The organism is Shewanella sp. (genome assembly GCF_013214165.1).
Classification (GTDB): domain Bacteria; phylum Pseudomonadota; class Gammaproteobacteria; order Enterobacterales; family Shewanellaceae; genus Shewanella.
The window spans coordinates 1-12,694 of the sequence record NZ_JABSSM010000030.1 but is presented as its reverse complement, the minus strand read 5'-3'; the positions used below and the strand labels follow the sequence as shown (position 1 = coordinate 12,694).

Genomic DNA, 12,694 nt, shown 5'->3' with positions numbered 1-12,694 from the left:
TTAAACTAAGTTGAAATCAACCATTGAAGAGTTGGTGTCCATTAAAGTAATCATGCGCTCCCGAGTGTGAAGATTGCTCATACAGACAGAGGTCGATAAAAATGATTAAAAATAAAGCCAGCAGTATCTTTTTCTTATTATCCTCATTGATGCCAATAAGTAGTTATGCGGCTGCCTCGTTAACCGAGCTCGCTCAAGTGCCTTTGGTATTACCTAGTATCAACCTTTCTCATTTCAATCATCTCTATACCGAAATTCAGGTTCAACAAAGTCCACTTGAGGTTAAGACCTTAGGGATTGTTCATATCTACAGTGAAGCACCTGATTATCGCTTTGCTATCGAGCCTGCAGAGGGCTATACCTGTGTCGATGACGTGGCTAGAGCTATGGTGATGTTAACGGAATATTTGAGATTACCTGAAAGTGATACCTCTTCTGAGCAGCATATCGAACAAATAAAGAAAATGACTGAGTTCGTGTTGTATATGCAAAATGAAAATGGTTACTTCAATAACTTTATTTGGCATGACCACTCAATTAATACCGAATATCGCACCACAGTGGCTGAAATGAATTGGTGGACATTTCGTGCTATATGGGGCTTGAGCTCTGCGCTTCCTTACTTAGAGGGTAATAGGGCACTGGTGGCGCGTGTCAATCAAGCGATTAACAATGCAGTTGATAATATTAAAGTGGATTTAGCCCCCAAGAAAGAAGCCTTTAATGTGTTTGAAGGGGTGCTAGTTCCCAATTGGTTACCTAATGATTATGCTGCAGATCAGGCGGCGTTAGCGATTATTTCCTTACTGCCATTATATCAAGCCAATCATGATGAAGAGGTTCTTGCGATACTCCACGCCCAAGCAAGAGGTTTGATGGCGATGCAAAAAGGGGATGCTGACAATTACCCTTATGGAATGTTTTTAAGTTGGAAAAATCAATGGCATTCATGGGGTAACAATCAAGCCTATGCATTATTACTGGCGGGGCAAGCCTTGAACAAACAGGAGTATATCGACAGCGCGTTAATAGAAATTAATCACTTTTATCCTCATTTATTATCGTCTGGTTTTGCTGAGGGGATTTGGATTGAAAAAGTGCAAGGCGAATATCATCAATCGGCAAAAAATGCTTTTCCTCAAATTGCCTACGGCATTCGCCCAATGGTTTATGCTACAGCTAAAGCTTATGAGATCACTCAAGATAAGAAATACTTACGGCTTGCTCATAAATTAACCGGATGGTTTTTTGGCGACAACGACACTAAAGTGGCCATGTATCACCCTGAAAATGGTCGTTTTTATGATGCACTGATTTCAGTAGATAAAGTCAATCAAAACTCAGGTGCGGAGTCGACCATTGAAGGTCTCATGGTGCTGATAAAAAACAAACAATTGCAGGAGAAATAAGATGCTCAAGCTGATGATAAAGCTAGCTTTGGTATTCAGTTTTTTGAGTTTGAATGCCTGTTCAAAAGTGGACTCCGGTGATGAGCCACAAAAAATTAAAATGTGGGTTGCACCGAATGAAACACAAGAGATGTTTTGGAAGGCTGCTGTTGATAAGTGGAATCAGTCTGGGAAGGGTCTTCAAGTTGAATTTACTACGATTCCTGCAACAGGAAGCTCAGAGCAAGCAGTGCTAACAGCATTGGTGTCTGAGAATGCACCAGATATCTCAACCAACATATTTTCAGGTTTTGCCGCCCAACTAGTGAACTTAGATCAATTAACAGACCTATCATCGTTAACGGGTTTTGAGGAACTAATTGAACATCGCAAGATGGACAGGGTTATGCAAGGTTGGCGACAAGATGATAAATATTATGTGCTTCCCTTATATTCAAACCCGACTTTGGTTTGGTGGCGAAAGGATATTTTAGCCGACTTAGGTATCGATAAATTACCTGAAACCTTTGATGATATTTACGAAGTGTCAAAGCGTTATGGCAATAAAAATGACCGTTTTGGCATGCAAATTATCGCTGGTAATGATTGGGCTGACCGCTGGTTCGATTTTATTTCTTATTATTATGCGACTAGTAATGGTCAGCCTTATATTGAGGACAATCGTGTTACCTATAACAACGCAGCGGGCAAAGAGGTGTTGGATTTTATTAACACCATGTTTAAAAACAAATGGACGTCCACCGACTTTGATAGTGAAGATCCATTGGTCATAGGTACAGCAGTCGGTGCAGTAAGAGGCCCTTGGGATATTGCTTACTTTAGTCGTATGTACCCAGAAACGCTTAAAAACATTGCCATTGGCCCTATGATTCGCGCCCGCAAAAGTGATCAAAAACATTATACGTTTTCTGATTCTAAGGGCTTAGTAATTTTCAATTCTAGCCAAGTAAAGGAAGAAGCCTTTGACTTTGTTCGCTGGGTATTAAGTGATGATACTTTAAACGTGCTTTGGTTAGAACTCACAGGCCTTCCTCCTGCAAGAGGTGATTTACTTGATAATCCTATTTTTGTAGATTTTTACCTGCACAATCCATTAGCCAGAGAGTATGCCACTTATGTGGATGTCGCGGTCCCGCCTGCATTTATTGAACACACCATTGATGTTCAAAAAATTATGAGTGTTGAAATGATGGAACCAATACAGCATCAGTTAAAAAACACGCAAAAAGCGCTTGATGACGCACAAGCCAGAACGGATAAATTATTGAAATGGTTAAAATAATGAAATTATTTGATAGGGTGACAGAGGCACAGGTTGGTGCAGCCATTGCCATCGGTTTTTTGTTATACAATTTGGTTTTCTGGGCATATCCATTTTTATGGTTAGCGATTTTATCATTAAGTGATTGGCGCTTTTTTGGTACGCCCAGTTATGCTGGTTTAGATAATTTATTTTTTATTTTACAGGACCCTGAGTTTTGGAATTCAATGTGGAATGTCGCAAGGTTTTTGCTCTTGTATATCCCTATTGTCTTAACTTGCTCATTAGCTTTTGCGTTTGGTTTGCAATTTATTGGTCGGGGAAAAGCCTTTATCGCGCTGTGTTTTTTACTGGCCAATATTTCTTCAGGGGTCGCCTACTCACTGGTCTTTACTAAGATTTATAGTTCAACCGGACCACTGAATAGCTTTTTGTTTGAATATTTTGGTTTCAAAATTCCATGGTTAACAAGCCCGACCTTTGCAATGTTAGCCATCACTTTAGTAGTGACATGGAAATTTGTGGGCTACTACGGTTTGATTTTATATTCGGGCTTACTTGCTATTCCGAAAGAAATCTATGATGCCGCCACTTTAGATAATGCATCTGGCTTTAAACGATTATTTAAGATCACCCTGCCAATGCTAAATGCGCAAATCATTATGGTGCTAGTTTTTGCAATCACAGTCGGCTTTGGTATTTTTACCGAGCCATTCATGATGACTGGCGGTGGGCCGCTTGATAGCACCAACATGCCACAAATTGTGATGTATGAAACTGCATTTAAACGGTTAGAGCCAAGTCGTGCCGCCTTAATGGCGATTATTATTGCTACCGCAAGTTATTTACTTATCAAATTGGTGAGAAAAATCTTCGAAAAAAATGTGGAGATCGTTTAGATGGCCTTTAAGAAAAAAAGTATCGGCGCCTGGTGTATCACTCTGGCTATGTATGCGTTGGCCATCACATGGTTATACCCCTATCTATGGATGATTACCTCATCACTGAAGTCGACAGAAGAAATTTATAACACTGGGCTGTTTGAAGGCAGCTTTAGTTTAGATAACTTTGTGTTCTTGTTTGATACGGCTGAGAAGTTAAATCGCCCGTTTATGCGCGCCTTATTTAATTCATTTTTTGTGGCGGTGACGGTAACTTGCTCAGTTCTGCTGACTTCTGCTTATGTGGCTTACGCCATGGCTAAGATTGATTTTAAAGGACGCAAACAACTTGAAGGTTTCTTGATTTTCCAAATGGTGTTGCCTGGCATGATGCTTACCATTCCGCTGTTTGTATTAATTAAACAGTTTGGACTTATTGATAGTTATGCCGCGCTGATTGTTCCGACGTTAATGTCTGGCTGGGGTGTATACATGATGAGTCAAGTCTTTAAGGGTACGCCGAACGATTATATCGATGCCGCTAAGTTGGATAGTGCCAATATCCACCAGATTATCTTTAAGTTAATGATACCTTTGAATAAGTCAATTGTTGCAATTGTGGCGTTATTTACTTTCACTGGGGCATGGGACAATTTCATGTGGCCTCTTATTGTAATATCCGATGTCGATAAGATGCCGCTATCCGTGTTACTGGCCACTTTTAGTAAACAATATGGTCTTTATGTAGGCCCTGTTATGGCCGGCGCAGTTTTACAGACTTTACCTTTACTTGTCCTGTTTATCGTATTTAGAAAATACTTCCTGCAGGGAATGTCTTTGTCACTTAAGTAGTATTAATAAATGAAGTCAATAAATACAACAGGTTGGTGGCAAGACACCATATTTTATGAAGTGTATATTTCCAGCTTTCAAGATGGAAATGGCGATGGGATTGGCGATTTTAAAGGGCTAACTCAACGGTTGGACTATCTGAAAAGCTTAGGCATTAATGGGCTGTGGATCACCCCATTTTACCCATCACCAAAAGTCGATAATGGCTATGATGTAGCGAATTATGTGGATGTGGATCCTGACTTTGGGTCGTTAGCTGATTTTGACCACTTCATTCATGAGGCACATCAACGTGACATCAAAGTGATTATTGATGTTGTGCTTAATCATGTTTCGTCAAAACATGAGTGGTTTCAGTCCGCGATTATTGATCCTAATAGTCCTTATCGTGATTATTTTATTTTTCAAGATAAACCTAATAATTGGGAGTCATTTTTTGGTGGCAGCGCATGGACTAAAGAGCCTAATGGTCAACAATATTATTATCATAAATTTGCGCCTGAGCAGGTCGACTTAAATTGGCAAAACCCAGCCGTTAAAGAAGAACTCATTAAGGTGCTGCAGTTTTGGTTAGACCGCGGAGTAGATGGTTTCCGTTTTGATGTGATTAATTTTCTAACTTGTGATGGTATCGGTCAAAATAACCCTGTTGATGATAAGGGTGAGCAACAACATCTTTATGATATTGATCAGCCGAGTATTCTAGAAAATATTCAATTAGTGGTAACCTCAGTAAAAGATTATGCCAAAGGGCTAAATAAGGTGCCTTTCCTCGTGGGAGAAGTGGGGCATGACAAGCTTGAAAAATTAGTCCCATATCAAGGGCGACAATTATTAGATGTGGTTTTTAATTTTAATTTGGGCTCAGTGGCCGAATTTAATATTGAATATATTTATGAGCAGTTGGTCAAAATGGAAGACCTACATAAAGGGCTACCGACACTATTTTTCAATAGCCATGATATGCCGCGCTCAATGAGCCGTTTATGCCAAAACAATGTCGATCATGCAAAGGCACTCGCTGCATTACTGTTAACAGCTAAAGGTGTGAGCTTTTTGTACTTTGGTGAAGAAATTGGCATGCCTGATTTTATGCCTGCTGACATTGAGCAAATATGTGATGTTAAGGCATTAACGCATTATGAACTGGCTAAACAACAAAGACTTTCTGACGCCGAGGCATTCAAAAAAGCCCTAGATGAATCACGCGATAAATCACGATTGTACATGCAATGGGATAACAGTATTTATTCCGGCTTCAGTGATACTAAACCGTGGATTGGCGATAAATGTCAACAAACAATGCCTAGTGTCTGTGAACAACAACTCACTTCTTCAAGCTTGTGGTATTGGTATCGTGAACTGCTGAATTTACGACGCTCAACTCCAGCATTATCGCGAGGGAGTTATCAAAGCCTAACCTTGAACAATCAATTATTGACCCTTAAACGTCAATACCAGCAAACCAATGTTGTGGTGTTTATTAACTTCAATACAGAAAGCCAAACTGTCTATGTGGATAAGCCATACAAGATACTTGCAAGTTTTGGCGCGCAAGGAGTTCATGCCATTAAGCTTCAACCATTTGGTGTTTGCATTGCCGAAATAATCTAAGAACGAGAATAAACTATGTTTGTACAACGAAATCAACAAAACCCACTGATCACCCCGAAAATGGTCAAACCTAGCCAGAAAAACTTTAAAGTTGAAGGAACATTTAATGCTGGTGTGGTTGAATTTGAAGGGCAGATCTTACAGTTGGTAAGGGTCGCTGAAAGTGTTATTAGCTCTAATGCTACTGAAGTAAATGTTCCCCTTTTGGCGGAATATAATGGCGAGTATGTCATTGAAGTTAAAGTTTTTAGTAAAGATGACCCAGAGTATGACTTTAGTGATCCTCGATTGATTGTACTTAAAAAGAATCCTGCGAAAGTATTTTTGACTTCATTGTCACACTTTCGTATCGCGCGAAGCGATGATGGGGTGAACTTTGAAATTGATGAGGTACCTTGTTTTTTTCCGGATAATCGTTATGAACTATTTGGTTGTGAAGACCCACGCATAACCTTGATTGAAGGCACTTATTATATAAATTATTCAGCGGTGTCAGACTTTGGTATCACCACTGGCTTAGCTAAAACCCAAGACTTTAAAACGTTTGAAAAGCTAGGGTTAATTTTTGCACCCGATAATCGTGATGTGTGCTTTTTCCCTGAAAAAATTAATGGGTTCTATTGGGCCTTGCATCGTCCTGCACCGAAGCACTTTGGGTCTCCAGAGATTTGGATTGCTAAATCACCCGACTTAATGCATTGGGGTGATCATCAACGCCTATTAGGTTGTTCAACTGATGGTTGGGATACCCTCAAAATTGGTGGTGGTGCGCCAATGCTGAAAACCCCATATGGTTGGTTACAAGTTTACCATGGTGTTGATGCGAATGAGCGATACTGTTTAGGGGCATTTTTAACGGATTTAAATGACCCTACTAAAATCATTGCGCGTTCAGATAAGCCATTAATTGAACCGACAGCCAGCTATGAAATCGATGGCTTCTTTGCCGATGTAGTGTTCTCTTGTGGAGCGCTTATTAAAGATGAATGTTTACATATCTACTATGGTGCTTCAGATGAAACTATGGCGCTTGCGGTAATTAATTATGATCAGTTATGGCATTATTTAGGTCTTGAGCTGTAACGATATCAACCTCATTTTAAAATTGACTTTCAACTTGTTAAGGATCTTTTATGTCAACTAAGATTAAGCGTGTAACCGAGCTTTTTAACGAGCTTACACAAACTCGCCAAACGACAGATATCAAGACTGAAAAGCTGAGTTTTGTCGGTGTTAATGGTTTTGATGTTTATAACATTACCGCCCCGTTCCAATCTGCTGGTAAGACAGTTATTGCTGGCCGTGTCGAGCCACGTGATCAAGAACATTCTGATGTGGTATTTTTCGAACAGATTGATGGTCAGTGGTGTCCGATTGATGGTGCGCCAAGCTTTAAATTACAAGATCCTTTTTTCACCTTTATCAATGATGAATTAATCATTGGTGGGGTTGAAGTGAAAGAAGTTGAGCAGGGTATGCTGTGGCATACCGTATTTTATCGTGGTGAAGATATTTTTAATCTTAGTCACTTTTTCAGTGGTCCTTCAGGAATGAAAGACATTCGCCTTTGTGACATGAAAAATGGTCGCATTGCGGTATTTACACGACCACAGGGCGACATAGGCGGCCGAGGTACTATAGGCTATACCGAAGTCGCAAGCTTAGCTGAACTTTCTCTTGAAGCGATAGATAATGCGCCTCTTATTGAGGGCATGTTCCACCCAATGGATTGGGGCGGAGTCAATGAAACTCACTTGCTAGAAAATGGGGAAATAGGCTTACTCGCACATGTGGCCTGTTTTAGTGACGATACGGGAAATGAGCGTCATTACTACTCGGCAAGTTTTATTTTTGACCCTAAGCAGAAAAGTTTCAGAGACTTTAAAATTATCGCCTCTCGCGATCAGTTTCAACAAGGTGCAGCTAAACGTTCTGATTTAGTCGATGTTATTTTTTCATCTGGATTGGTTTTTAATAAAGATACTGTGACCTTGTATGCTGGTGTATCGGATGCTGAAGCTCACTTAATAGAGATCCCTCATCCTTTTAAGTAAGTTACTCCCGTCTACTAAAATCTCTAAATCATATCGATACAGCCAATGATGTTTACAACCATGATTGGCTTATCCCTAGTGGTAGCCTCGGGGTGCGCGATCAATAATTGCATCGATCGTGACATCGATGCCAAGATGCAGCGTACCCGCAATCGAGTTACCGTGACCGGGGATCTCTCTGTGCGTGCAGTGATGATTTATGGCATTAAGCTGCAGAGCTGGGCACGTCAGGTGTTTGGATTTTCCATCGTGACCATTACTGCTTTGAGTGTGATTATGGCACTGGATTTTTAATCCGTTGTACAAACACCGCTATTGAGTTTGGTAAATTAGAGATATGTAGTGGAACATCGAATGAAAAAACCGCCTGATTGGCGGTTTTTTTCATTCTGTCGGTGAGCCTGGAGATGTTGATTGCCCTGGATGATGGCCTTTTGAGGTTCTATGCCATGCCAGTATAGGGGCTTTACTTTAGCCAGGGGCTTTTTTGTTTAAGGCGTTCCTTTCTGCTGCACCTTTATCCTTTGATATTTTAATATCGAAATTGTCCAGTAAAAGCAGAGTATCGGCAATTGCGGCTTTCAATTTTGATGACGGCGGTAAGACCTGTGTTCTGGCTTGGCCTAAAGAATCGCGTCGGGTGACACACTCGAGCAATACTTCAAGGCTTTCAGTGTCACCTAAGGAGGTTGGTGGTAACTTCTTCGATGCTGCATTGTTATAGATTTCGAATTCGTTTTTAAGGTGTTCTTGAACTTCTTTCATTCTTTCCATATGAATTTCGACCTTATTTGCGATAAACCCATACTTCCTAAGTTATCTCATTAACATGATTGAAACAAGTCACCTTATGGCGGACGCCATTCAATTCAGTATTTGTTAACCGAACTCACCGCAGACATAGCCTTGGGTGGGTTTGTCGTTGGGTTGATTAAACACTTGAGATGTTTCGCCGTGCTCAATTTTTTTCCATACCATTTCATGGAAGTAAAAAACCAGGGTATTAATAGCTGGTTCTACTATGGCGATGGCTCCACCTAAGATCACGCTACCGGTTAGCAGATAGGTTACGGTAAATGCGACGATGAAGTGTAATATGGCAAAGGTGAATGTTTTAGTCATGGTGAGAGCCTCTGGGTAATATGGATTAAATAATAATCATTATCATCTTTATGGTAAGGAGGGTTTGCTAGATGAGTTTAATTACATTTACCGATTAGGCTTTGGTTTAACAGTTTGTTTTATAGATTTTCAGAATGGACTGACTGGAAAATAATAGAGCCCTCGAAAACGATGGCTCTATTTAGATTACACGTCTTATATAAGCATAAGCCCTAGTAGTGCCAGGGGAACTTACTGAAGTCTTGGTCGCGTTTCTCGAGGAAGGCATCTCTTCCTTCTTTGGCTTCTTCGCTTGCATAGGCTAAACGTGTGGCTTCTCCGGCAAAGAGTTGCTGGCCGACCAGACCGTCATCAGCCATGTTGAAGCCATATTTCAGCATGCGCATCGCCGTTGGCGATTTAGAGTTGATCTCTCTGGCCCAATTTAGCGCTTCAGTTTCAAGTTCGGCATGGGGGATCGAGCGATTGACCATGCCCATATCGAAGGCTTCATCTGCGCTGTAGTTAAAGCCAAGGAAGAAAATTTCTCGAGCACGTTTCTGACCTATCATCTTCGCCAGATAGGCGCTGCCATAACCTGAGTCGAAGCTTCCCACATCTGGATCTGTCTGTTTAAAGATGGCATGTTCTTTCGAAGCTAGAGTCAGGTCGCAAACGACATGCAGACTATGACCCCCGCCTACGGCCCAGCCGGGAACGACTGCAATAACCACCTTGGGCATGAAGCGGATTAAGCGCTGAACTTCGAGTATGTGTAGACGACCCATACGTGCAGGATCTGGTTTACCTGCTTCGGCACCTTCATATTTGTAGCCGTCTTTACCGCGAATGCGCTGATCCCCACCGGCGCAAAAGGCCCAACCTCCATCTTTAGCCGAAGGACCATTGCCTGTAAGGAGCACACAGCCGACGTCAGACCATTGCCTTGCGTGATCCAGAGCTGTGAAGAGTTCATCGACGGTTTTAGGCCTGAAGGAGTTTCTGCATTCAGGACGATTAATTGCAACACGTACCGTTCCCTGATCTTTAGCCCTATGGTAAGTAATATCTTCGAAATCGAATCCGGAAACTTGTTCCCACAGAGTGGGATCAAATATGTCTGAAACCTGTTGGGTCATTGCGCTAGCCTTTTCAACGTGGCACCTAATGGCATTTGTGCCCAAAGGCTAGGCGGAAACCTAACCTAGGTCAATAATAGGCAGGGATAAATGCCGACTGGACCTAGAATCAGAGGGTTATTAGGTAGGAGTTACCTGATTTTGTCGCAGATATATTGCAGGTTATCCCGGCTTAAACTCTCGTGTCTCGGGGCTGAGCCACTACAATAGTTATCTTGAAATGATTGAACACTGTATTCGGATTCCAATATATCATCGAGCGCGCCGAGTTCCCCAGTAGACATGCGCTGAGATATCTCTTTCTTGAGTTGAGATGTCTTATTATCCACCCTGATAATCTTAGTGCCTCTCGTGGCATCGAGCTTGCGTTCTATCTGCTGCAGAAAGGCATTTGTCTGCGCTATGGGGTCATCTAGCGTATTGGTTTCAGTTGCCAGGTAATACAGCATACCGGCGCCTAACCCTAATATAATCCAGCCTCTCATTTTTGAATCCAACTTTGTTTTTTAGATGTACTATAGAGGTATAATAAGCTAATTTTCGTGCAAGATTAAAGCGGTAAGGTTACAAAGATGAGCACAGACTCTAATAATAAGGATTATTCTAAGGCTAAGCGGATTAAAATCCACCAACCGGATGCCAGTAAAGTTGATAGGTTTAATCCTCGCAATAGAATTTACGTTAGAGCTATCAACGGCCTGTGGACTCAGCTCAGGAGAAGACTAGGTTGGATCACCCTGTCATTCTTCCTCATACTCCCCTGGATCCCTTGGGGGAACCGTCAGGCGGTGTGGTTTAATCTGGCTGAGCAGAAATTCCACATATTTGGGCTCACCATATGGCCGCAAGATCTGACACTCTTGGCTGCACTATTTACCATAGCCGCATTCGGACTCTTCTTTGTGACGACTTATCTCGGCCGAGTCTGGTGTGGGTACACCTGCCCGCAAACAGTTTGGACCTTTATCTTTATCTGGTTCGAAGAAAAGTTGGAGGGAGCGAGAAATAAACGTATGAAGTTAGATCAGTTGCCCTGGGATTTTAATAAACTATGGCGCAAGACTGCTAAGCATACGTCATGGATCACGATATCCCTACTGACGGCAATGACCTTCGTTTCTTACTTCGTTCCGAGTAGAGAGGTATATATAGAAGTCTTTACCCTGAATGCAAGCGGGGGCATCTATTTCTGGGTGGTACTCTTTACCTTAGCGACCTATGGTAATGCTGGTTGGATGCGAGAGATCATGTGTATTCATATGTGTCCCTATGCTCGTTTTCAGGCGGTGATGTTTGATAAGAACACCTTTATAGTTGGTTACGATTCCAAGAGAGGCGAGACCCGTGGTCCTAGATCTCGTAAGGCTGATCCAAAAGAACTTGGTTTAGGTGACTGTATCGATTGTGATCTGTGCGTTCAGGTTTGTCCAACAGGTATAGACATCAGGAATGGTCTTCAGTATGAATGTATTAACTGTGGTGCCTGTATCGATGCATGTGACAATACCATGGATAGAATGGGATATAAGAAAGGCTTAATCTCATATACTACAGAGAATAAGCTCGAGGGTATTAAAGAGAAGGTTCTTAGGCCTAAATTAGTCGGCTATGGTGTGGTTCTAACCGCGATGATATTGGTCTTTGTCTATGCCAGTGCAACCATAGCGCCAATTAGAATCGATATCATTCGAGATCGTAACCAGTTATTCAGGGAGAATAACGATGGACTGATCGAGAATACCTTTACGATAAAGATCCTCAATAAAACCGAACAGGCCCACGAATATAAATTGTCGGTGCAAGGTTTACCTGAGTATCAATGGTTTGGTCCACAGCAAGTCAAGGTTGCTGCTGGGGAAGTGTTAACCTTACCAATTAGTGTAGCCGTCGACCCTGTAGAGCTTTCGCGTCCCATGATCAAAATTGATTTTAAGGTCACGACAAATACCGCAGGCAATGAGTTAATAGAAGCAACACAGGAGTCGCGCTTCTTTAGCCAATAGTGCAAGCACTCGTCGCTATTGGCTAAATCAATAGCGAGTGAAGAGCAAATAAAAGGAGCTAAGGCTCCTTTTTCGTTTATATCGTCTGTTTCAAGCCTACATTTGTTGTTTAAGTAAGCTCATTGTCGGTAAAGTGCCCATTCGGAAGCTATTGGCTAGTTTTATTAAGTTTAGCCCTTGCGCTCACATCTAAACTCCCTATAATGCGCATCCACTGACACGGCAACCCAGTCTTGTTAAACCAAGCTGAAAGGCAGTCAGGGTGATAAGTAAGCGGTTGAAAATTAAATTTTTAAAAGCCCTTGACGCCAACCACGAGGAGTGTAGAATACGCCTCCTCAAGCCAACGACCTAGCGTCTAACGGCGGTGCTACCAAGCA

12 protein-coding genes and 1 pseudogene are annotated in these 12,694 nt (G+C 41.7%); 9 read left to right on the top strand and 4 right to left on the bottom strand.

Annotation, left to right across the window (positions count from 1 at the left end; all coding sequences use genetic code 11):
• Positions 1–101: 101 nt before the first annotated feature.
• The 8 genes and pseudogenes from HRU42_RS10685 to HRU42_RS10650 form a co-directional block, all read left to right on the top strand.
• Complete coding sequence (locus tag HRU42_RS10685) at positions 102–1,409, top strand: hypothetical protein (protein WP_295030988.1); 1,308 nt, start codon at positions 102–104, stop codon at positions 1,407–1,409.
• Position 1,410: 1 nt separating this feature from the next.
• Positions 1,411–2,691: an ABC transporter substrate-binding protein gene (locus tag HRU42_RS10680; protein ID WP_295030986.1), complete on the top strand. Its 1,281-nt coding sequence runs from the start codon at positions 1,411–1,413 to the stop codon at positions 2,689–2,691.
• Positions 2,691–3,569 (top strand): carbohydrate ABC transporter permease, encoded by an 879-nt coding sequence (locus HRU42_RS10675; RefSeq protein ID WP_295030985.1) that lies wholly within the window; start codon positions 2,691–2,693, stop codon positions 3,567–3,569. Before HRU42_RS10680 ends, HRU42_RS10675 begins: the two co-directional genes overlap by 1 nt.
• On the top strand, positions 3,570–4,403 hold the full coding sequence (locus HRU42_RS10670; protein ID WP_295030983.1) for a carbohydrate ABC transporter permease: 834 nt from the start codon (positions 3,570–3,572) through the stop codon (positions 4,401–4,403). It abuts the gene before it with no gap.
• Between the two features lie 9 nt (positions 4,404–4,412).
• Entirely contained in the window at positions 4,413–6,017 is a 1,605-nt protein-coding gene (locus tag HRU42_RS10665; protein ID WP_295030981.1) for an alpha-amylase family glycosyl hydrolase, read from the top strand.
• A gap of 15 nt (positions 6,018–6,032) precedes the next feature.
• Entirely contained in the window at positions 6,033–7,100 is a 1,068-nt protein-coding gene (locus HRU42_RS10660; RefSeq protein WP_295030980.1) for a glycoside hydrolase family 130 protein, read from the top strand.
• Between the two features lie 50 nt (positions 7,101–7,150).
• The gene (locus tag HRU42_RS10655; protein WP_295030978.1) at positions 7,151–8,071 is read left to right on the top strand and encodes a DUF1861 family protein; all 921 of its coding nucleotides are present in this window, start codon (positions 7,151–7,153) and stop codon (positions 8,069–8,071) included.
• Between the two features lie 57 nt (positions 8,072–8,128).
• Positions 8,129–8,356, top strand: a pseudogene (locus HRU42_RS10650) (UbiA family prenyltransferase); the annotation flags it as partial.
• Positions 8,357–8,542: 186 nt separating this feature from the next.
• On the opposite strand, the gene HRU42_RS10645 reads toward HRU42_RS10650, so the two are convergent.
• From HRU42_RS10645 to HRU42_RS10630, 4 genes are all read right to left on the bottom strand, one after another.
• On the bottom strand, positions 8,543–8,845 hold the full coding sequence (locus tag HRU42_RS10645) for a hypothetical protein (RefSeq protein WP_295030976.1): 303 nt from the start codon (positions 8,843–8,845) through the stop codon (positions 8,543–8,545).
• A gap of 105 nt (positions 8,846–8,950) precedes the next feature.
• Positions 8,951–9,193, bottom strand: coding sequence for a DUF2061 domain-containing protein (locus tag HRU42_RS10640; RefSeq protein ID WP_295030974.1), 243 nt, complete (start codon positions 9,191–9,193; stop codon positions 8,951–8,953).
• 212 nt (positions 9,194–9,405) lie between these two features.
• The gene (locus HRU42_RS10635) at positions 9,406–10,311 is read right to left on the bottom strand and encodes a 1,4-dihydroxy-2-naphthoyl-CoA synthase (protein WP_295030973.1); all 906 of its coding nucleotides are present in this window, start codon (positions 10,309–10,311) and stop codon (positions 9,406–9,408) included.
• A 131-nt stretch (positions 10,312–10,442) separates the two neighbouring features.
• Positions 10,443–10,796: a hypothetical protein gene (locus HRU42_RS10630; protein WP_295030971.1), complete on the bottom strand. Its 354-nt coding sequence runs from the start codon at positions 10,794–10,796 to the stop codon at positions 10,443–10,445.
• An 87-nt stretch (positions 10,797–10,883) separates the two neighbouring features.
• Here HRU42_RS10630 and ccoG point away from each other — a divergent pair, with 87 nt between their 5' ends.
• On the top strand, positions 10,884–12,314 hold the full coding sequence (ccoG, locus tag HRU42_RS10625) for a cytochrome c oxidase accessory protein CcoG (RefSeq protein ID WP_295030969.1): 1,431 nt from the start codon (positions 10,884–10,886) through the stop codon (positions 12,312–12,314).
• Positions 12,315–12,694 lie beyond the last annotated feature (380 nt).

What these genes read in the sequence shown, in the direction of transcription:
- HRU42_RS10685 (WP_295030988.1), top strand. Translation starts at nt 102, where the DNA reads ATGATTAAAAATAAAGCCAGCAGTATCTTTTTCTTATTATCCTCATTG.
- HRU42_RS10680 (WP_295030986.1), top strand. Translation starts at nt 1,411, where the DNA reads ATGCTCAAGCTGATGATAAAGCTAGCTTTGGTATTCAGTTTTTTGAGT.
- HRU42_RS10635 (WP_295030973.1), bottom strand. Translation starts at nt 10,311, where the DNA reads ATGACCCAACAGGTTTCAGACATATTTGATCCCACTCTGTGGGAACAA.
- HRU42_RS10640 (WP_295030974.1), bottom strand. Translation starts at nt 9,193, where the DNA reads ATGACTAAAACATTCACCTTTGCCATATTACACTTCATCGTCGCATTT.
- HRU42_RS10665 (WP_295030981.1), top strand. Translation starts at nt 4,413, where the DNA reads ATGAAGTCAATAAATACAACAGGTTGGTGGCAAGACACCATATTTTAT.
- HRU42_RS10630 (WP_295030971.1), bottom strand. Translation starts at nt 10,796, where the DNA reads ATGAGAGGCTGGATTATATTAGGGTTAGGCGCCGGTATGCTGTATTAC.
- HRU42_RS10675 (WP_295030985.1), top strand. Translation starts at nt 2,691, where the DNA reads ATGAAATTATTTGATAGGGTGACAGAGGCACAGGTTGGTGCAGCCATT.
- HRU42_RS10655 (WP_295030978.1), top strand. Translation starts at nt 7,151, where the DNA reads ATGTCAACTAAGATTAAGCGTGTAACCGAGCTTTTTAACGAGCTTACA.
- HRU42_RS10660 (WP_295030980.1), top strand. Translation starts at nt 6,033, where the DNA reads ATGTTTGTACAACGAAATCAACAAAACCCACTGATCACCCCGAAAATG.
- HRU42_RS10670 (WP_295030983.1), top strand. Translation starts at nt 3,570, where the DNA reads ATGGCCTTTAAGAAAAAAAGTATCGGCGCCTGGTGTATCACTCTGGCT.
- ccoG (WP_295030969.1), top strand. Translation starts at nt 10,884, where the DNA reads ATGAGCACAGACTCTAATAATAAGGATTATTCTAAGGCTAAGCGGATT.
- HRU42_RS10645 (WP_295030976.1), bottom strand. Translation starts at nt 8,845, where the DNA reads ATGGAAAGAATGAAAGAAGTTCAAGAACACCTTAAAAACGAATTCGAA.